The sequence below is a fragment of the Roseiconus lacunae genome, from assembly GCF_008312935.1.
GTDB classification, from domain to species: domain Bacteria; phylum Planctomycetota; class Planctomycetia; order Pirellulales; family Pirellulaceae; genus Stieleria; species Stieleria lacunae.
This window is the reverse complement of sequence record NZ_VSZO01000009.1, coordinates 192,227-211,822: the sequence shown is the minus strand read 5'-3', so window position 1 is coordinate 211,822 and position 19,596 is coordinate 192,227. Positions and strand designations below refer to the sequence as shown.

The following is a 19,596-nucleotide window of genomic DNA, read 5'->3' as shown; positions in this document are numbered from 1 at the left end:
CGGAAACGGACTGGAGTGCGCGACACATCACGGGGTGACCCAATGATATCGCAATCCGGCCGGTGGTGTGAGAAAGACATGCCGTATTATCAGTCCGCACGATCGCCATCGAGATGGCGTTTGTTTTACCATCCCGCTCGCGTTGTGAACGTCCTGCCTTGATCCCAATGTGGTCACCGCGTGCAGATGACGCTCAGGCTTCGAACGCTTCGTCGTCAAGGTCGTCGGGCTCATCGTCGAACGGATCATCGAGGTCGACTTCCGCTCGACGCAGCAACGCTTCGGGAGGTTCGCTTCCGTCGTCGGGAATCCAGCGAATCGTTTCTCGAGGCGGATCTGAGAGGCTGTCGTCACATTCCAAGGCGATCCAGGAAAGGTCACCGGGGCCATCGGCGCTATCGCCGTCTTGGAACTCTTCGGTACTATTCATCAAATACATCGACGCGGTACGAAGAAAACGCTCGACGTCTTCGGGGTCGTATTTGTTGGTGTCGTAGACCGCTTCCATGTCCGGAAGATCCAGTTGCCCCATTCCGACGATGTCCATCAAGGCCCAGGCATCGTCGCTACGAAACAAGCGAACGTTTGCCCACATGTCCAGCGGCGGCAATTCGTAATTCCAGGCGAAGTTCAATCCCTGACGCAATCCGGATTGGTCCTGCAGGATTTCGCCCCCAGGGTTGAAATAACAGATCGCTTCGGGAAGTTCGAGCAACTCCGAAACGCCTTTCATTAAGAACATCAGTTCTTCGACAGCGTTGTAGTCGTCGGGAATCAGCACGACGTCGTCAGAATCATCGTCCGGCTGCTCTTCGTTTTCCGAACCGAGCACATAACTTATCAGCAGCCGCACATGGCAGGAATGCTCGGCGACCGCGTCCTCGGCTTCGTCCCACGTCCACGCTTGCTCGGCCGCCCGTTGTAGGCAACCGGGGAATGCGAGCGGACCGAATTGCCCTAATGACCACGCGACAAAAACGTCTGGGGTGGTTTCGGGGTCACCCATGTCATCCGGCCACTTTTCGGTCGAAGGAGTGACCAGTAGATGTCCGCCGACTTCGGGGCGGAACTTCATCACCAGCGTTTCCGGTGACGCGTTGTCGACGACTGACTCCTGAACGCCGATCAGCTCAAACGATGTCAGTGATTGTTGCAGCTTTTCGAGGGAGACCGGCTCCCGAAATAGCACGCACATTCCCTGGGTAAATAAACCTTTCGCCATCGTCGATGTTGACCTGTTCAACTACGCGGAACCGTTTGACACGTTCGTCAGCCCCGCGCCAAACCGCTGTTTTAATGCATCGAGCGGTCAGCGACGAGGCCCGTTGGAACGAGCCGCCGCCTTTGACCGCTGAAATTGCATTTCGATGGTGTGATCGCCGTCAGTGACGACTACATACCCAGGTCACCAAACAGTGGGGTGCTCAAATAGCGTTCCCCGAGGCTGCACATGATCGTGACGATCCGTTTCCCCTTCATTTCCGGACGCGCGGCAACTTGGGCGGCGGCCCACATGTTCGCGCCGCTGCTGATTCCGGCGACGATTCCTTCTTCCTTGGCGAGCCGACGTCCCCACGCGAAGGCGTCCTCGTCGTCGACTTGGACGACATCATCGATCAGGCTGGTATCAAGGTTCTTGGGGACGAAGCCGGCACCGATGCCTTGGATTCGGTGTTTGCCGGGCGACCCACCGCTGATGACCGGAGAATGAACCGGTTCGACGGCATACGCTTTGAAGTCTGGGTTTTGCTGCTTCAGGTATCGCGCGACACCGGTGATCGTACCGCCGGTTCCGACCCCTGCGACGATCGCATCGATTTGCTGACCGCTGTCTTCCCAAATCTCCGGGCCCGTGGTCGCTTCGTGGATCGCGGGGTTGGCGGGATTTTCGAACTGTTGCGGCATGAAGGCGTTGCCTTCTTTTTCGACGAGTTCGGCCGCCGTGTTGATCGCTCCTTTCATGCCCTCGCCGGCCGGGGTCAAGACAAGGTTAGCGCCCATCGCACGCAAGAGTGCCCGGCGCTCGACCGACATCGATTCGGGCATCGTCAACGTCAACTTATAGCCTTTGGCGGCGCAAACGAATGCGAGCGCGATCCCGGTGTTCCCGCTGGTCGGTTCGATGACATGGGTTTCCGGCGTGATCGTTCCGTCCTTTTCGCCCGCTTCGATCATCGCGACGCCGATACGATCTTTGACGCTATTGAGCGGCTGAAAAAATTCGCATTTTGCGAACACGGTCGCTCCACCTTCGGGGACCAACCGATTGATTTGAATCATCGGTGTGTCGCCGAAGGCTTTCGTCGCATCGGAGTAGAGTTTTCCACGTGCCATTTCATTCCTCCCTGGGGAAACCGGGCGTGTACTGTCAATGTTGTTGGCGATGGTAAATCCGCGGTCGATGCCTTAATCGACCACCCAAGTGTCACCGGAGGTGAATAGGGCCTGCAAGTCACCTTCACCGCGTGCCTGCCGCGCCTGGGTGACTTGATCATTGATTTGATCGTCGTACGTCGCGATGTTTTGGACATCACGCAGGACGCCGATCGGTTCGGGCATCTCAGGATACCGCATTCTTGCGAGCATCATTTGGATCGACGGATTGGGGTCCTTTTCGTCATGGATCAGCAGGTCATCGTCGGGGACTTCGCTTCGCTCGACGACTTGTAAGTGATTGCCGACCAGTCGGATGCCTTTTTCGCTATCTTTGCCGAACACCAACGGCTTTCCGTGTTCGAGTTCGACCACGTTTTCGGCGCGCTGCTTTCGCTCTTGAGCGTACGCCATCGCACCGTCGTTGAAGACGTTACAGTTCTGGTAGACCTCGACCAGAGAGGTGCCCTTGTGTTCGGCGGCACGCTTGAGGACCATGCCGAGGTGTTTGACGTGGGCGTCGATCGAGCGGGCAACAAAGGTCGCTTCGGCGGCAAGTGCAACCGATAGCGGGCTTAACGGGTGATCGATCGATCCCATCGGCGTGCTCTTGGTGACCTGACCTTCGCTGGTCGTTGGGCTGTATTGGCCCTTGGTCAATCCGTAGATTCGGTTGTTGAACAATACGATGTTCAAATCAACGTTTCGTCGCAGCACATGGATGAAGTGATTCCCGCCGATCGACAACGCGTCTCCGTCACCGGTTATCACCCAAACCATCAGGTCAGGACGGGTCGCCTTAAGGCCGGTCGCGAACGTCGGTGCTCGACCATGAATGCTATGCATTCCATAGGTGTTCATGTAATACGGAAAGCGACTGCTACAGCCGATGCCGCTGATGAAGACCGTTTTTTCGCGTGGCACACCGAGATCAGGCAAGACCTTTTTCATCTGGGCCAAGATGGAGTAATCACCACATCCGGGGCACCAGCGAACGTCTTGATCAGATGCGAAGTCGGCGGCTTTTAAAATGGGAAGCGTCATGGCAATGACAAACTGGTATGGAAAGGCTTCGTTGGATTGTAAAGTTGCCGCGAATGAAAGGCGGCTGCGGGGGCGTTCGCCGAGGGTTCAGACGCGAGCGATTAGGCAGGGACGGCAGACGGCAAGTGTTTCTCGATCGCTTCGATTAATTCGCTGACCGAGAACGGCTTGCCTTGGACCTTGTTGAATCCAATGCAGTCGACCAAGTATTCGCTACGAAGCAGCATGCGAAGTTGCCCCGTGTTGAGCTCCGGCACGAGCACACGATCGAACGACTTCAACAAGTCGCCGATATTGCGTGGCAGCGGATTGAGGTAACGAATGTGGGCGTGGCTGACACGATGACCGGCTTCTTGACAGCGACGGACGGCGGTCAAACAGGCGCCATAGGTGCCTCCCCACGAAACAACCAGCAAATCACCGCTGGTTTCGCCGACGACGTCCTGTTCGGGGATGCGTTGGGCGATGTTGGCGACCTTGTTGGCCCGTGTTTGCACCATCAACTGGTGGTTGGCAGGGTCATAGCTGACGTTGCCGGTTTCGTGTTGCTTTTCCAAGCCGCCGACCCGGTGCATCAGCCCTTCGGTCCCGGGGATCGCCCACGGTCGCGACAAGTTCTCATCGCGCAGGTAGGGCAAGAACGGCTCATCGGGTTCACCGGCCTCGGGGTGTTCGATCTTGATCTCGGACAACTCATTCGGTTCGGGCAACTTCCATGGCTCGCTACCGTTGGCGATGTACCCGTCCGATAAAATCATCACCGGGACCATGCACTCAACCGCGATCCGCCATGCTTCGATCGCCATGTCAAAGCAATCTCCGGGGGAACGTGGTGCGACGATTGGCAGCGGTGATTCTCCGTTGCGGCCAAACATTGACTGCAGCAAATCGCTCTGTTCCGTCTTCGTCGGAAGCCCCGTGCTGGGCCCACCGCGTTGAACGTTGATGACAACCATCGGCAGTTCAAGCATCATCCCCAACCCCATGGCTTCGGCCTTGAGCGCAATCCCGGGGCCACTGCTGGCGGTGACTGCCATCGTACCGCCGAACGCCGCCCCGATCGTCGCACAGACCGCCGCGATTTCGTCTTCGGCTTGAAAGGTACGGACGCCGAAGTTCTTGTGCTTGGTCAGCTCATGCAAGATATCGCTGGCCGGCGTGATCGGATAAGTCCCATAGAACAACTCTTTATTGCTCAGCTTGCTTGCCGCGACCAATCCCCATGCGAGCGCCTGGTTGCCCATGATGTTGCGGTAGGTGCCCGGCTCGAGTTCCGCTGCCTCGACTTGATAGCTTTCGCCGAATGCTTCGGTCGTTTCACCGTACGCCCAACCGGCACGCAAGGCCGCCTCGTTGGCCGCCGCTACATCTGGCTTCTTTCCAAATTTGGCTTCAATAAATCGCAACGTCGGATCGAGCGATCGGCCAAACAACCAATACACCAAACCCATGGCAAAGAAGTTTTTGCAGCGGTCGGCAACCTTCGGGCTAAGTCCGTGCTCGGAAACCGCCTTCCGCGTCAGGTCGGTCATGTTGACACGGAATAAGCGATAGCTGTCGTTGATCACCGTCGCTTCGAGCGGATTGGCGTCCACTTTGGCGAGCTTGAAGTCCTTCTCGGTGAAGCCGTCTTCATTGGCGATCAAGATTCCGCCTTTGCGCAAATCGCCGATGTTGGTCACCAACGCGGCGGGATTCATCACGACCAAGGCGTCAAGCGTGTCGCCAGGGGTGAAGATTTCCTCTTTCGCAAATTGAACCTGAAATCCACTGACCCCAGCGCGTGTACCACGCGGGGCACGAATCTCGGCCGGAAAGTCCGGGAAGGTCGCCACGTCGTTGCCCGCTAGGGCGCTCGTGTTGGTTAGCTGGGTCCCCAGTAGTTGCATTCCGTCACCCGAATCACCGGCCAATCGCACGGTGATTCCGGTGACCGATTTGACATCTTTATTAGTCATCAACGAATCAATGCTCGAATTCTGTCGATCGGCGGCAAGCTCGATCGGGGTGGGATCTGGATTCTGTGCCAGCGGCGAGATTGCTGGCACGGTCGGCCCCAATCAAATGGGACGGACTGTACGGGTTGTATCGAGTATTCCAAATCGGAAACTTTTCAGAATTCTATAAATCAGTCGCCAAAACGTAATGACCACACGTGATGAATGAGGCATTTTGGGCAAGAAACGAACGTCAGGTTAAGATCGAGGCTTGCAAATCGGGTCAGGTCATGCACTGGCCTGCCAGAATGACGGTTTCTGTCACGCAATTGCTACCAATCAAATCAGCAACCCGTAGCGGACGCCGTCGACGCTTTGCGGCGACACGGCGCTCCCACCTCTCGACCAAAGAATCTGACTCGGACGCGAAGCTCGATCGTCAGCCCGTTAGACGGCCAGACGCTGCCCCGGGGCGTAGCGCACTTCCATCATTTCGATCTTTTGTCGGGTGGCCTGGATTACCTCGAAAGCGGCGTCGCCGATGGTGAAGTTGGCGCCCGTTTCCGGGATCTCGCCAAGGTGGCTGAGCACAAATCCCGCGATCGTTTCATAATCGTCGCTTTCGGGAAGGTCCCAGTGAAGTCGATCGTTTAGGTCATCGATCATCACACGGCCGCTGACGACAACGGTGTGTTCGTCAAGGATGTCGAAACGCGTTTCCTCGTGCTCATCGGATTCGTCAACAATTTCGCCGACGATCTCTTCGAGGGCATCTTCGATCGTGACCACTCCGACGGTGTGTTGAAATTCGTCAAGCACGATCGCCATGTGACTTCGGCTATGCAGGAACTCGCGCAGCAAAAATTCGACGCTGCGGTCCACAGGCACCGTCCAGGCATGTCGCATCAGGCTTTCGAGTGTCTTGCGTGGTTGGGTTCCGTCGACGATTTCGGGAAGCAGGTCTTTGACGTACAAGACGCCGGCGATGTCATCGAGTGTTTCGCGATAGACCGGCAATCGGGTCCGCCCCGACTCGATCACTGTCTCAAGAATTTTGTCCCAGCTGTCGCCGATTTCGATGGCATCGATGTCACTGCGCACGGTCATGATGTGGCCGACGTTTTCGTCGTTCAGCTCCATCACGTTTTGGATCATTTCGCGGACCCCGGGTCCAAAGATCCCCGCGTTGGTGCCCGCAGCGGCGATCGTCCGAATTTCGTCTTCGATCAGTTCTTCCGAATCATCTTCGGATTCATTCTTTCCGGATAACCGCGCCGTGAATGCTTCGATCACATCCCCGGGGATCGAGAACGGGTTCATCACCGACGAAAGGGCTCGCCAGAACGGCCAGGTGTGATAGAGCACCGGGGCCGATGCAAAACGCGTCACGACCGCCGGCAGCCAGGAGTGCACGAACATCATCGAGATGATCGCCAGCAGCGTCCATGCGAACAGCGTTCCGATCTCCCAAGTCAAGCCGATTGCTTCGGAGTCTTGCTTGGAAATAATCAACGCCGCCGTTCCGGAAACAAGAAATAACACCGTCCCGATCATCCGCAGGTATTCACTACCTCGGATCACCGAATCCTGATGCTCAAGAACGGCTCCGAAGCGATCGCGATTGCGTTTGACGCGGCAAAACGCTTCGAGTGATCGGCCGGCGAACGAGTCAAGTAGTTCCGCTCCCAAGCCGCCGATACTGCTGAGCAGGAAGCCGCAGGCGGAGACGACAAAGTATGGCCAAGGCTCGTTCATGCTTGTGGAGCCCCGGAAGAAATCCCGTTCAAACCAAGGACACCCATCACCGTGCGTTCGGCGGCACGCATGACGTCGCGTTGTTCGTCGCTTTGGTCATCGAGACCGCCGATGTGCAGCACCCCATGAATCACGTATAGCAGCAGCTCGCTGACCGTTTCTGTTTCGTATTGGAGAGCGTTCTCGTTGGCCGTTTCGATGCTTACGACAAGTTCGCCTTCCAAATGGGGTGCATCGTCGGAGTAGGGGAAACTAATCACGTCGGTCGGATAGTCGTGATTGAGGTGTTCCCGATTGATGATGTGGATGGTCGCGTCATCGGTCACGCGTACTCCCAGTTGCCCACACGTAAAACCGAGATGTACGGCGGCCGCACGGGCGGCGTCGACGATTCGGTCGTCGGTCAGGCCAAGTTTGGACTTCCAGGGCTCGACAGACTCGTCCCAGACGAGATCGATCGTGACGGAGGTCGTGGGGTGATCGGCGGCATGGGGAGGTCGACAGTCGGACTCCGCAGAACTGTCGCCGCTGCCATTGGTCGACGTTTCGGTCGCCGAATTCTCAGGCGGGTTGCTGGCTGGGATATTTGACACGTGCGTGATAAATCGCGGTAAGGGACTTCACCAAACTTTTTCGAACCAGGTACAACTGGCGAAACGTCAGTCCGCATTCGTCGAACTGGCCGTCAGCCATTTTCTTTTGGGCAATTTTATCGACCAAACTTTGAATGCGGGCCGGGGTAGGATCGACCAGCGTTCGGCTGGCGCTTTCGACGGCATCGGCCAACATCATCACGGCCGCTTCCAAGGTTTGTGGTTTCGGGCCAGGGTAGCGGAAGTCTTTGTCGCTGACTTCTTTCTCGTCAGGATTCTCCTCGCTGCGTTTGGCCGCTTCGTGAAAGAAGTACTCGACCAATGTCGTTCCGTGGTGCTGTAGGATCAGATCGATCAGCGGTTGTGGCAGGTGGTGATTGCGAGCCAAGTCGGCGCCATCTTTGACGTGGGCGATGATCACAAGTGTGCTCATTGCCGGCTGCAATGAATCGTGTTGGTTCACACCGCTTTGGTTTTCGATGAAGTACTCGGGCTTGAACATCTTGCCGATGTCGTGAAAGTAAGCCCCGACCCGGACCAACAATCCGTTCGCGCCAATCGAATCGGCCGCCGCTTCGGCGATTGATGCCACATTGATGCTGTGGTTGTAGGTCCCGGGGGCTCGCTGGGCCAAGCGACGCAGTAGCGGGTGACTTGCGTCGCTCAATTTCAGCAAACTGAGGTCGGTTTGGACGCCGAAAAACTTCTCAATAAATGGCAACACCGGCGTCAAGGCTGCGGCGGCAACAATGATGAAGACCCCGGCCCGTAGGCTGTCCATCGCAAGTGCTGCCAGCACGTCGATGAATGTCGTGGACGTTGGAATGATCTGTTCGACGTTGGTTTCGGTGATCTGACCGACCGACATGGTTTCGCCGGCGACGATGCCGACGCCGACCATGGTTAACATCGTGACGGCGGCGGAAATCAAACCGACAAACAGCAGGTGGCTGGTCGATCGGATTCGGCCCGTCAACAATGTCGCGCTGGTGGTCGCGGCAGCCAGCATCACAAGGTGACGCAGGTCTTCGTTGAGGAATAGTGTCACGCTGATACTGGCGGCTGCCATCAACAACAACGCCAAGTCGCGACCATAAACGATCGCGGCGATGATCGAGGCCACGACCAACGGCGCAAGCTCGCTGCGATAACGATCGCTAGCGACCCAGTAGCTCACGCTAATCGCCGCGACGAACAGCAGCAGTAGTTTGGATAGTTTGACGCGATCCATGACCTGTGATCGATCGTCGACAAAAAAGATATAAGAACCGCACAGCAGGTACAACGCTGCGATCATCCCACCGTAGGCTGCCAACCGCGAGATTCGATCAATGGTGCCACGGTACTGTGTCCATTGGGAGTGCTCTTGTCGCAGAAGCTTTAACTCATCTTGATCGAGTGGATCGCCGGCGCTGGCAAGTTCGGATCGGCCGGCGTAGTACTGCTTCATGACCGGCGCGACGCTAGCGGCGACGTCGGCGCGAACTTTGTCGCTCGCCTGGTTGTCGTAGGACAGCGTTTCATATTCGGGCAACCGCGATCCGATCCAGCGGCTGATCATCTTTGCGACCAAGCTGTACTGATCGGAACTGACGTCGTTGCCGTAAAGCGAGCGAAATTCCTCGGCTAGCATTTTTTCGATCCGATCGCCCATCAACGCAACCTGAACGTCTTCGACGTTGACGGTCACTGCGTCGGCGGGATCGACGGTGTACACACGAATGAATTGTTGGTTGCCCTGTTCGGGATCGTGCTTGAGCGACTGGATGACGCCGTACTCAAACTCGTCCTTGACCAAATGCTTGAACGCGGTTTGCAGTTTTTTTAGTTCGGCATCATTTTTAAAGACCGCCTTCAGTGCCGTGAAGCGATCTTCGTCGGTCGGTCGACTGCCATCGAGAGTTTCGGGCGCGAGTGGGTTGTTGGCGATAAATTCGCCGAACGCCGCTTTCTCGTCCTCATTCATCTCTTCGATCGAAGGAGCTTCGAGGACAACGAATAAGCGATTGCTCAGCCGCGCGCCAAGCTGTTGCAGCGGCGCGGGGTTATTGCGATAGAAAACCGGAACGCCCAGGATTTGTTGCAGCCGGCGGGCTTGGGTTTCGATTTCGTTTTCGATTTCGAAGTCGACTTTGGCGATCACGTCGCGCGTCGGGATCGATCCGCTACGAAACGCGAACCGTGGTTCCCAAGTCTTGCAAATGATCAGCAGGGCAGCGGCGGCGAACAGACCGATCGCAGAACGCACCGCCCAGTCGGCCTTGTCGCTATCGATCCACCACTGAACAAATCGAGGCTTGGGGATTCCCAGCGATTCGATTCGTTCTTGGCGGGTCCGAGTCTTGGATTGACCGTTCATCACATCGGATCGAAACCCCGGAGGGCGCTATCGATCCAGAGCTTCCTCGCCATTTGGGTTGGATTCGGCGACCACGCGAACTTTGCCGCGTCTTTGTCGCGCCGAAACGGAATGATCATCATCGTCATAGGCTTCAACAATTCGTTGCACCAAGGCGTGACGAACGATGTCCTCGCCTGACAGTCTCACCACGCCGATCGCTTTTATCCGACTGAGTCGGCGCAGGGCATCATGCAATCCACTTGTGACGCCGCGTGGCAAGTCAAGCTGTGTCGCGTCACCGCTGACAACCATTTTGCTGCGCTCGCCCATCCGCGTCAGGAACATCTTCATCTGTGCGATCGTCGTATTCTGAGCTTCGTCAAGGATGATGAACGCATCGTTGAGCGTCCGCCCACGCATGTATGCCAGCGGGATCACCTCGATTGTCTCTTGTTCCATCAATTCGCGTGCTCGGTCGTAGTCGACCATCTCTCCCAGGGCGTCAAGCAGCGGACGGAGGTACGGATTTAGCTTCGCCCGTAGGTCCCCCGGAAGAAAGCCCAGGCTCTCACCGGCTTCGACGGCGGGCCGGACCAGCACGATCTTCCGAATCTGCCCTGCCTTTAAAGCTTCGACCGCGGTCGCGACGGCAAGAAACGTTTTCCCGCAGCCTGCCGGACCGGTCGCGAACGTCAGGTCGTGTTCACGGATCGCGTCGACGTAACGAGCTTGGCCTCGGGTTCGTGGACGAATGCGGCGTCCGGCATGGCGAATTTGGATGTCTTCGCCCGAGGCGCCTGCTGAAGCACCCGGCTTGACCGATTTACCGCCATCACGCGGTTGGGCGCCTTCTTCGAGTGCCGCCGTTTCCACGTCGCCGCCCGCGATACCGCCTTGTTTCTGGATCTTGTGCCGCAGTTTCTCGAGCGCGCGCAGCGCACCGTTCACGTTGTCGCCTTCGCCGGCGATCCGAACGCGTCCGTTTCGATGTGTGATCGTGACATCGAATAACTGTCGCAAAATGCGTAAATGCTGGTCGCGTGGGCCGAAAAGCTGTAGCAGCTCTTCGGGGGCGCTGACCGTCAATGTGGCTTCAGTCATTCAGCAAGGGCCGACTGCGGGCCATGGTCTCCTCGTCGTAGAAATTTACAGCGAACTCTTTGTGGACATCAAAACGGTTCTGAATCAGACAAACAGGGGTTCGTTTGTCTAGTAGCACGGTGAATCTGCCAGAGGCGGCGACTATGGTATCGCCTCTACGTCGACTCCACACGCGATTATTACCCACCAACTCCGGACACGAAGCAGAAAAATGCTGGGATGCTTGACGCGATCAACGAATCCGTCACGTCCCATACACCCCCCAAACCTGGGAGAAGGCTTCCGCTGTCCTTTACGTCGCAGTCACGTTTAAACAACGATTCAGCCAAATCTCCGATCATTCCCGTGATTGCCAAGGTCGGACCGAGGGCCAATGCCCCCCAGAGTGGCTGTGCCAAAAACGATACCAATCCGGTTTTGACAACTTGCGGGGACGTAGTGCCTGGACCGGCGGCGACGCTCGCCCCGAGCGCTTCGAACAAGACACTCAGGCAAACGTAAGCAACGATCGTTGACGCTAAAATGCCACCGATGGAGCCTTCGACGGTTTTTCCAGGCGAGAGCCGCGGAATCAGTTTGTGCTTTCCAAAGGCTCTTCCAGAAAAGTAGGCCCCCATATCGGCCACCTTGGTCACCAGTACGCACGTGATCAACGCTGCCAATCCGAAACGCCCAGGAATGCCCGGGCCATCGAGACAGCGAATCGCGATCAAAATGGCCATCGGCAATCCGACGTACATGGAGACAAAAACGGCCGTGCTGGTTCGTTCGATCGCCCTTCCGAGCTGTACTTCTGGGACTCGGCCATATTCGCGCATCTCGGCCATCAGGATGATGAACGTCGCCAAGGTCGCCGCGAGCACGATCCAGCCTAGTCGTCCGACAGGACAATCCGCCGGATAGGTCGTTCCGCCAATTGCCCAAAGATACGGAACCGCCGCCGACAGCGCGATCAACGCGGCACCGAAGACTGCTAATTTAGGGCGGATCAGGTGATTGCCTTGTTTGAGCATCGTCGACATTTCCCAGGCGGTGCCGATCGCAAAAAACGATAGCAGCGGCAGCAGCCACAACCCGGGCGCACCATTGACGGCACGGAGACCGTCTAGGCATAGCAGGATGACGGTCAGCGTGATTAGGATCGTGCTAGAAAAAACTCGCTCGCGGAGCATCAATCGCCTCGCTCTGACGGGGGCAAACGTGATTCAATTCGACTCCGTCGCCGTATGTCACTGCCCAACCGAGAGTCCTCCGAAACGTCGATCACGACTCCGAAAGTTTTCGATCGCCCGTTCAAGTTCTGACCTTGGGAATTCTGGCCAGCAGGTTTCAGTGACCCACAGTTCGGCATAGCTCAGTTGCCAGAGCAAAAAGTTGCTGACTCGCATTTCCCCGCCGGTCCGAATCATCAAGTCGACGTCCGGGAGGTTGTGCGTATAAAGTCGATCGTTGATCGCTTGCTCATCGATTTCAGCTCGGCCGAGTCGACCGGCCTGGACATCGTCACAAAGCTGCTTAGCGGCCCGCGTGATTTCGTCGCGACCACCGTAGTCGATCGCCAAGACAAGTTTGGTACCGGGGTTGCCAGCGGAAAGGCGGATCGTTTCGTTCATTTCCTTGATAACGCTATCGGGCAAGCGGTCGCGTCGTCCGATGACCTGCAGTCGCAATTGCTGCTCCATGATCAGCGGTCTTTCTTCGACCAAGTAGCGTTCCAAGAGTTCCATCAAGAAGTCGAGTTCTTGTTGGGGGCGTTTCCAATTCTCGCTGGAAAGGCAATACAGGGTTAAGGCTTCGATGCCAAGTTCGGTGCAGGTTTCGCTGACCATTCGGACGGTGTCCACGCCACGGCGATGCCCTTCGATTCGAGGCATGCCGCGTGATTGAGCCCACCGCCCATTTCCATCCATGATGATGGCGATGTGGTCGGGGAGTGGCCCCAGTTTCGGGACGGAATCCGCCGAATCGGCGGGGTTCGATTCCTTGGCGTTCATCTCTTGGTCGCTCAACGTAGCCGTTAGGCTCCGATTGGCTGTAGGTTCAACTTGTCAGCCTGGGACGTGAAGATCGTTTGCGATCGATCCGGCCCAACGGACAATACGCCGACGGGGATGCCAACGAGTTCTTCGACTCGTTTGACATATTCAAGAGCCCCGGCGGGAAAGTCTTCTTCGCGTCGAACGTCGTCGACCGGTTGTTTCCAACCTGGGATGGTTTCATAGATCGGCTTACAGCGACGAAGTTGATCGGCATGACTCGGGAAGCGTGTGATCCGTTCGCCATCAAGTTCATATGCGACGCAAATTTTCAGCTCATCCAAATGGGCGAGCACGTCCATCATCATCAGTGCCAATCGAGTCACACCGCTTAGTCGTGCGGTGTACCGAACGGCAACGGCGTCGAACCAACCGCAACGACGTGGGCGTCCTGTCGTTGTGCCGAATTCATTGCCAAGTTCGCGAATTCGATCGCCGGTCGCGTCTTCGAGTTCGGTCACAAAGGGTCCGCCGCCGACACGGGTGCTATACGCTTTGCAGACGCCTAAGACGGTATTGATCCAACGTGGCGGGACACCGGCGCCGGCGCAAACCCCGACACCACTGCTGTTGCTACTGGTCACAAACGGATAGGTCCCGTGGTCGATGTCCAACAGCGCGCCCTGGGCACCCTCGAAAAGAATGCGTTTATCAGCTTCGCAAGCATCGAGAACGAAGTCGGTCGTGTCGGCGATCATCGGACCGAGTCGCTCGGCCCACTGCGCCGCCTTGGCGACGACCCGTTGCGGTGCGATCGATTCGAGTTCTTCTTCTGACGCGCCGAGATTTCGCAAGATTGTTTGCTTCTGTTCGGCAACCGTCGTGAGGCGTTCGTCACGCGTCGGCTGGATCAGGTCGGTCATTCGAATCGCGTGCGTTCGGCCGACTTTGTCGCGATAGCACGGACCGATGCCGCGATTCGTCGTGCCGATCGACTCACCGCGAACTGCGGTGGCGTTAATTTGGCGATCTTCGGCGATGTGCCATGGCATCACCAAATGTGCACGCTCGCTGATCCGCATGTTCTTGGCGCAATCGATGCCTCGACCGGCCAACCCGTCCATTTCGGTAATGATCGTTTCTGGGTTGATGACCACGCCGGGCGTAATCAAGTTTTCGACGCCGCCGTGCAGAATCCCGCTTGGGATGTGATGCAGCTTATAAACTTCATCACCGACGACCACCGTGTGGCCCGCATTGGCGCCACCTTGATAACGAACGACTAGATCAAACTGAGGGGCGAGCAAATCGACCAACTTGCCTTTTGCTTCGTCTCCCCACTGCAAACCGATTACGCAGGTTCCCGACACCGATTCACTCCGGAGGCAACTAGATTGTCCGGCATCAATTTGGTTTTGCCGGCGCAGAATCCAAGAGCCTAAACGTCATCGGCCGCGGTGGCAACGGGAGCGAAGAAAAGACGAGGGCGACGGAACCCAACCCGCTTGCCCCGTGTCCGCATTGTGTCGTCACTCCCCCGCCGTCATTTTCGTGTTTCCAACCGCCGTTCTCATTCTCGAACCCGTTCCGATTGAACCGGTCGGCGACTATACTCGGCCCCGCCCATCGTTAGCCGGGGCGAGCAACTTTGGCACGCCGATGGCAGACCACTACGCGAACGTGATTTTTGCCTCCCTTAAAGTGAGCTGATGTCGGACTATAGCCTGACCCACCTGAAACAACTCGAAGCCGAGAGCATTCATATCTTTCGCGAGGTTGCTGCGGAATTCTCTAATCCCGTGATGCTCTACAGCATTGGCAAGGATTCGTCAGTTCTGCTTCACCTAGCACTGAAGGCATTTGCGCCGGCGAAACCACCTTTCCCGCTGCTCCATGTCGACACGACGTGGAAGTTCAAGGAAATGTACGACTTCCGCGATAACTACGTCGCCAAGGAACTCGGCCTCGAATTGCTGGTGCACATCAATGAGGAAGGCCTCAAGCATGGGATCAAGCCCTGGGAGGACAGTGAACGACATACCGAGTTGATGAAAACCGATTCGCTCAAGGCCGCCCTCGACAAATACAAGTTCGACGCGGCCTTCGGTGGGGCCCGTCGCGACGAAGAAAAAAGTCGCGCGAAGGAGCGCGTCTTTAGCTTTCGCGATAAGTCGCACCGCTGGGACCCCAAAAATCAACGCCCTGAACTCTGGAACGTTTACAACGCACGGGTCAATAAAGGCGAATCCATTCGTGTGTTCCCGATGAGCAATTGGACCGAGCTGGACGTTTGGCAGTACATCCATCTGGAAAAAATCCCAATCGTTCCCCTCTATCTGTCGCAAAAACGAAGAGTCGTTAATCGTGACGGCATCTTGATTCTGCGCAATGACGATCGCATGCCGTTGCTCGACGGTGAAGTCGAAGAGGAAAAGATGGTGCGGTTCCGGACGCTCGGTTGCTATCCGCTCAGCGGGGCGGTCGAATCCGAAGCGACCGACCTTGTTGACGTCATCCAGGAAATGTTGCTCGCGACCACCTCCGAACGCCAAGGGCGAATCATCGACCAAGACGAAGGTGGTGCGGGCATGGAAGAGAAGAAACGACGGGGCTACTTCTAGCCAACCGCCGGTGTCCTGTTCCATTTGATCGACGCGGCCGCGAGTATCGGCCGCGGTTTTTCTAGTTCAGCCGTTTTTTGTATTTCAGCCGGGACGCGCCCCGGCACCTGGTTGCCAGTGCGGAACATCATCGAAGAACCGCGATGACAGCAGAACGCGAGTTTCGCAGAGCATAAGGCGACATTTTAAGCGACAGCCGCAGCTCAGCATCGACGCTGACCTCGGATCCTGCGCGGCGACCCAGTCAAGACTTCAAACCAACCTCCGATTTCATGTCCCATCAATCCGATCTGATCGCGACCGACATTCAAGCTTACTTGAAGCAGCACGAGAATAAGCAACTGCTGAGGTTCATCACCTGCGGTAGTGTCGACGACGGAAAGTCAACGTTGATCGGTCGCCTGTTGTACGACAGCAAGATGATCTACGAAGATCATTTGGCTCAAATCGAAGCTGACTCAAAAATCGTCGGGACGACCGGCGGGAAGTTTGACCCCGCGCTGCTCACAGATGGCTTGAAGGCCGAACGCGAGCAAGGCATCACGATCGATGTCGCTTACCGATACTTCAGTACCGCAAAGCGAAAGTTCATCATCGCCGATACGCCGGGCCACGAACAGTACACGCGGAACATGGCGACCGGAGGCTCGACCGCCGACTTAGCCATCTTGATGATTGATGCTCGTCACGGCGTACTGACTCAAACAAAGCGTCACTCCTTTATCGTCTCACTGTTGGGAATTCGGCACATCGTTGTCGCGATCAACAAGATGGACTTGATCGATTTTGATGAGGCAAAGTTCGAAGAGATCTGCGATGAATATCGATCGTTCGCAACACGATTAGACTTGCCCGATTTGCACTTTATTCCGATCAGTGCTCTCGACGGTGACAACGTCGTCGACCGTAGCGAACGGACGCCGTGGTACACCGGTTCGACGTTGATGAATTTTCTGGAAACGGTTTACATCGGCAGCGATCGCAACTTGCAAGATTTCCGAATGCCGGTCCAGTTCGTCAATCGTCCGCACCTGGATTTCCGTGGTTTCTGTGGCACGATCTCTTCGGGCATCATCCGCAAGGGTGACGAGATCATGGTCTTGCCCAGCAAGCAGACATCCAAGGTTAAATCGATCGTGACCTATGACGGCGATTTGGAAGAAGCCTTCGCACCGTTGTCGATCACGTTGACGTTGGAAGACGAGATCGATGCCTCGCGTGGTGACATGATCGTTCGCCCCGGGAATGTTCCCAAGTCGCGCGATTCGATCGAAGCGATGCTGGTCTGGATGAACGAGGAATCGATGGTCCCCGGCAAGACCTACTTGTTCAAGCACACCACACAAACGGTTCCCGGAACCATCGACACACTAAACTATCGCGTCGATGTGAACACGCTGCACCGCAGTCCAGCGCCGGAACTGGAATTGAACGAGATCGGTCGTGTGGGAATCACGCTGTCGGCCCCCATTCATTTTGACGCCTATCGTCGTAACCGTTCGACCGGTGCGTTCATCGTCATTGATCGAATCACAAACGCGACCGTTGCCGCCGGGATGATCTTGGATAAATCCGGAGACGGACAATCGAAGTCGGTCTGGGATGACGATCCGGCGGCCTCCAAGGGGGATGACCAAGCGATATCGGAAGTGACCGACGAGGAACGGTCGGCGCGGTTCGGTCAAAAGCCGGCGACGGTCCTTTTGACGGGACTGACCGGGGCCGGCAAGTCGGCGATCGGACAAGCCGTCGAACGAAAGCTATTCGACTCTGGCCGTGCCGTTTCGATTATCGACGGAGAACATGTGCGGAAAGGGCTTTCCAGGGATCTCGGGTTCAGCGCCGAAGACCGCAGCGAAAACCTTCGCCGCAGTGCCTACCTCGCCCATTCGCTTAATGACGCCGGTCTGATCTGCGTCGGGTGCTTCGTCGCGCCGAGCGAAGAGGTCCGGCAAAAGGTTGCCAAGGTCATCGGCGAAGATCGATTCTTTGTCGTTCATGTGGCGACGCCGCTGGAAATTTGTCGAGAACGTGATGCCAAAGGACAATATGCCAAAGCTGACGCCGGCGAGCTGTTAAACTTTCCCGGCGTCACGGCGGACTATGAACCGCCCGCATCACCGGACTTGGTCGTCGATGCCTCGCAAAACTCGATTGACGAGTGTGCCGACCAAATTATCGAACTCCTGCGGACCAAATCGATTATCAAATGAGACTCCACGCACGACTGATATCGGCTCTCGCGTTACTCGCCTTTTCCACCCTGGTCGTCGCGCCGCTTGAAGTGACAGCCCAGTCGGCGAAGACATCCAAGCCGAATATCGTCGTGATGTTGTGCGATGACATCCGCTACGACGCGCTGTCGTGCGCGGGGCATCCCCACTTAAAGACGCCGCATATCGACAAGCTGGCGGCCGAGGGGATCTATTTAGAAAACATGTTCTGCACGACTAGTCTGTGCTCGCCCAGTCGTGCGACGATCTTAAGCGGCTTGTACGCCCATTCGCATGGCGTCACAAACAACTTCACCGATTATCCCGCCGAGTTAGATAGTTTTCCCAGGCGATTGCAAGCGGCAGGGTATCAAACCGCTTACATCGGAAAGTGGCACATGGGGGAAAAGAATGACCAGCCGCGTCCTGGTTTTGATTACTTCGTAACTCACAAAGGCCAGGGGCAATACTTCGATACCGAGTTCAATCTGAACGGTAAAGAAAGAAAGGTTGTCGAAGGCTACTACACCACCGTTGTGACGGACATGTCACTGGACTGGATGAAGAAGCAGTCCGATGACAAACCCTTCCTGTTGATGATCGGGCAGAAAGCTCCTCATAGCTTCTATTATCCGGAGCCAAAATATGAACATGCTTTCGATCACGTCGAAGTCAACTATCCACATTCATCGTTTCAGCTAGGTGACAAACCCAAGTGGATCACTCAACGCTTGATGACCTGGCACGGCATCTATGGCCCACTGTTCGACTGGCGAAAACAGTTCCCCGATGACAAAGCGAGCGCGGTGGTCGACTTCGCCAAAATGGTTCGCGCCTATTGGGGGACGATTCTTTCGGTCGACGATAGCGTAGGCCGATTGGTGGAGTATCTGAACGAAACAGGCGAACTAGACAACACAATGTTTGTGTTCATGGGGGACAACGGATTGCTCGAAGGTGAACACGGAATGGTCGACAAACGCACCGCACATGAAGGCAGCCTTCGCGTGCCGATGATCATCCGCTATCCCGGTTGGACCAAAAGCCCGGTTCGAATCACCAAACAAGTACTGACGACAGATGTCGCACCCACCATTCTGGACGCTGCCGGCGCGGAACCGTTGAAAAACATCCATGGCCAGTCGATCCGTCCGTTGGTGAGCGGTGATGTTGATCAATGGCGCACCGAGTGGCTGTACTATTACAACTACGAAAAGCAGTTCCCATACACACCAAACGTGCGTGCGGTTCGCGGGGATCGTTTCAAGTACATTCGTTATCCACACGGTGACGGCAGCAAGGATCGTCACATGGCCGAGCTTTACGACATGCAAGCCGATCCCGCAGAGTCAACGAATTTAGTTCATGATGCAAAACATGCCGCGACGATCGCCGAAATGGAGCGACGCTTAATCCGTGCGATGAAAGCGGTGGGGCTTGACCAAGAAAGCGATCGAATGCCGATTGACCAAGGCATCGGGTCGGAACTGCCAGACGAATCGATTCGCTAACGCGATCGCAAACCAAGGTTTTCTAAATGACATCAGGCGGCGGCCGATCCATCTGTCGGCCTATCACGTCAATTGACATGGTGTCTCTTATGAGTGTTACCTTGGTGCAGTCCCAAATCAGCCGATTGGCG

14 protein-coding genes are annotated in these 19,596 nt (G+C 56.4%); 3 read left to right on the top strand and 11 right to left on the bottom strand.

What is annotated here, in order from left to right:
- Positions 1-193 precede the first annotated feature (193 nt).
- From FYC48_RS13515 to FYC48_RS13465, 11 genes are all read right to left on the bottom strand, one after another.
- Entirely contained in the window at positions 194-1,222 is a 1,029-nt protein-coding gene (locus FYC48_RS13515) for a DUF4261 domain-containing protein (protein WP_149497239.1), read from the bottom strand.
- A 170-nt stretch (positions 1,223-1,392) separates the two neighbouring features.
- Positions 1,393-2,334, bottom strand: a complete 942-nt coding sequence (gene cysK, locus FYC48_RS13510) for a cysteine synthase A (protein ID WP_149497238.1) — start codon at positions 2,332-2,334, stop codon at positions 1,393-1,395.
- A 72-nt stretch (positions 2,335-2,406) separates the two neighbouring features.
- The gene (locus tag FYC48_RS13505; protein WP_149497237.1) at positions 2,407-3,417 is read right to left on the bottom strand and encodes a 2-oxoacid:ferredoxin oxidoreductase subunit beta; all 1,011 of its coding nucleotides are present in this window, start codon (positions 3,415-3,417) and stop codon (positions 2,407-2,409) included.
- A 101-nt stretch (positions 3,418-3,518) separates the two neighbouring features.
- Complete coding sequence (locus FYC48_RS13500) at positions 3,519-5,375, bottom strand: 2-oxoacid:acceptor oxidoreductase subunit alpha (protein ID WP_149497236.1); 1,857 nt, start codon at positions 5,373-5,375, stop codon at positions 3,519-3,521.
- A 426-nt stretch (positions 5,376-5,801) separates the two neighbouring features.
- Positions 5,802-7,109 carry a hemolysin family protein gene (locus FYC48_RS13495; RefSeq protein WP_149497235.1) on the bottom strand — a complete coding sequence of 436 codons (1,308 nt, stop codon included), beginning with the start codon at positions 7,107-7,109 and terminating at the stop codon, positions 5,802-5,804.
- Positions 7,106-7,702, bottom strand: coding sequence for an rRNA maturation RNase YbeY (gene ybeY / locus FYC48_RS13490; protein ID WP_235034244.1), 597 nt, complete (start codon positions 7,700-7,702; stop codon positions 7,106-7,108). Before ybeY ends, FYC48_RS13495 begins: the two co-directional genes overlap by 4 nt.
- Complete coding sequence (locus FYC48_RS13485; protein WP_149497234.1) at positions 7,671-10,061, bottom strand: HD family phosphohydrolase; 2,391 nt, start codon at positions 10,059-10,061, stop codon at positions 7,671-7,673. The genes ybeY and FYC48_RS13485 overlap by 32 nt, the downstream gene beginning before the upstream one ends.
- Before the next feature lie 27 nt (positions 10,062-10,088).
- Positions 10,089-11,144 carry a PhoH family protein gene (locus FYC48_RS13480; RefSeq protein ID WP_149497233.1) on the bottom strand — a complete coding sequence of 352 codons (1,056 nt, stop codon included), beginning with the start codon at positions 11,142-11,144 and terminating at the stop codon, positions 10,089-10,091.
- A 179-nt stretch (positions 11,145-11,323) separates the two neighbouring features.
- Positions 11,324-12,316 (bottom strand): phosphatidate cytidylyltransferase, encoded by a 993-nt coding sequence (locus tag FYC48_RS13475; protein ID WP_149497232.1) that lies wholly within the window; start codon positions 12,314-12,316, stop codon positions 11,324-11,326.
- A gap of 57 nt (positions 12,317-12,373) precedes the next feature.
- Positions 12,374-13,138, bottom strand: a complete 765-nt coding sequence (locus tag FYC48_RS13470) for an isoprenyl transferase (protein ID WP_149497231.1) — start codon at positions 13,136-13,138, stop codon at positions 12,374-12,376.
- A gap of 23 nt (positions 13,139-13,161) precedes the next feature.
- The gene (locus FYC48_RS13465; RefSeq protein WP_200836601.1) at positions 13,162-14,490 is read right to left on the bottom strand and encodes an adenylosuccinate synthase; all 1,329 of its coding nucleotides are present in this window, start codon (positions 14,488-14,490) and stop codon (positions 13,162-13,164) included.
- 339 nt (positions 14,491-14,829) lie between these two features.
- Here FYC48_RS13465 and cysD point away from each other — a divergent pair, with 339 nt between their 5' ends.
- From cysD to FYC48_RS13450, 3 genes are all read left to right on the top strand, one after another.
- A complete protein-coding gene (gene cysD, locus FYC48_RS13460; protein ID WP_149497230.1) occupies positions 14,830-15,741 on the top strand; it encodes a sulfate adenylyltransferase subunit CysD in 912 nt (303 codons plus the stop codon).
- A 272-nt stretch (positions 15,742-16,013) separates the two neighbouring features.
- The gene (cysN, locus tag FYC48_RS13455) at positions 16,014-17,954 is read left to right on the top strand and encodes a sulfate adenylyltransferase subunit CysN (RefSeq protein WP_149497229.1); all 1,941 of its coding nucleotides are present in this window, start codon (positions 16,014-16,016) and stop codon (positions 17,952-17,954) included.
- On the top strand, positions 17,951-19,465 hold the full coding sequence (locus FYC48_RS13450; RefSeq protein WP_149497228.1) for a sulfatase family protein: 1,515 nt from the start codon (positions 17,951-17,953) through the stop codon (positions 19,463-19,465). Before cysN ends, FYC48_RS13450 begins: the two co-directional genes overlap by 4 nt.
- The last annotated feature ends 131 nt before the right edge of the window (positions 19,466-19,596 follow it).

Bases quoted from the DNA above. Each gene is read 5' to 3' on its own strand.
- FYC48_RS13515 (WP_149497239.1), bottom strand. From the start codon at position 1,222: ATGGCGAAAGGTTTATTTACCCAGGGAATGTGCGTGCTATTTCGGGAG.
- cysK (WP_149497238.1), bottom strand. From the start codon at position 2,334: ATGGCACGTGGAAAACTCTACTCCGATGCGACGAAAGCCTTCGGCGAC.
- FYC48_RS13505 (WP_149497237.1), bottom strand. From the start codon at position 3,417: ATGACGCTTCCCATTTTAAAAGCCGCCGACTTCGCATCTGATCAAGAC.
- FYC48_RS13500 (WP_149497236.1), bottom strand. From the start codon at position 5,375: ATGACTAATAAAGATGTCAAATCGGTCACCGGAATCACCGTGCGATTG.
- FYC48_RS13495 (WP_149497235.1), bottom strand. From the start codon at position 7,109: ATGAACGAGCCTTGGCCATACTTTGTCGTCTCCGCCTGCGGCTTCCTG.
- FYC48_RS13485 (WP_149497234.1), bottom strand. From the start codon at position 10,061: ATGAACGGTCAATCCAAGACTCGGACCCGCCAAGAACGAATCGAATCG.
- FYC48_RS13480 (WP_149497233.1), bottom strand. From the start codon at position 11,144: ATGACTGAAGCCACATTGACGGTCAGCGCCCCCGAAGAGCTGCTACAG.
- FYC48_RS13475 (WP_149497232.1), bottom strand. From the start codon at position 12,316: ATGCTCCGCGAGCGAGTTTTTTCTAGCACGATCCTAATCACGCTGACC.
- FYC48_RS13470 (WP_149497231.1), bottom strand. From the start codon at position 13,138: ATGAACGCCAAGGAATCGAACCCCGCCGATTCGGCGGATTCCGTCCCG.
- cysD (WP_149497230.1), top strand. From the start codon at position 14,830: ATGTCGGACTATAGCCTGACCCACCTGAAACAACTCGAAGCCGAGAGC.
- cysN (WP_149497229.1), top strand. From the start codon at position 16,014: ATGTCCCATCAATCCGATCTGATCGCGACCGACATTCAAGCTTACTTG.
- FYC48_RS13450 (WP_149497228.1), top strand. From the start codon at position 17,951: ATGAGACTCCACGCACGACTGATATCGGCTCTCGCGTTACTCGCCTTT.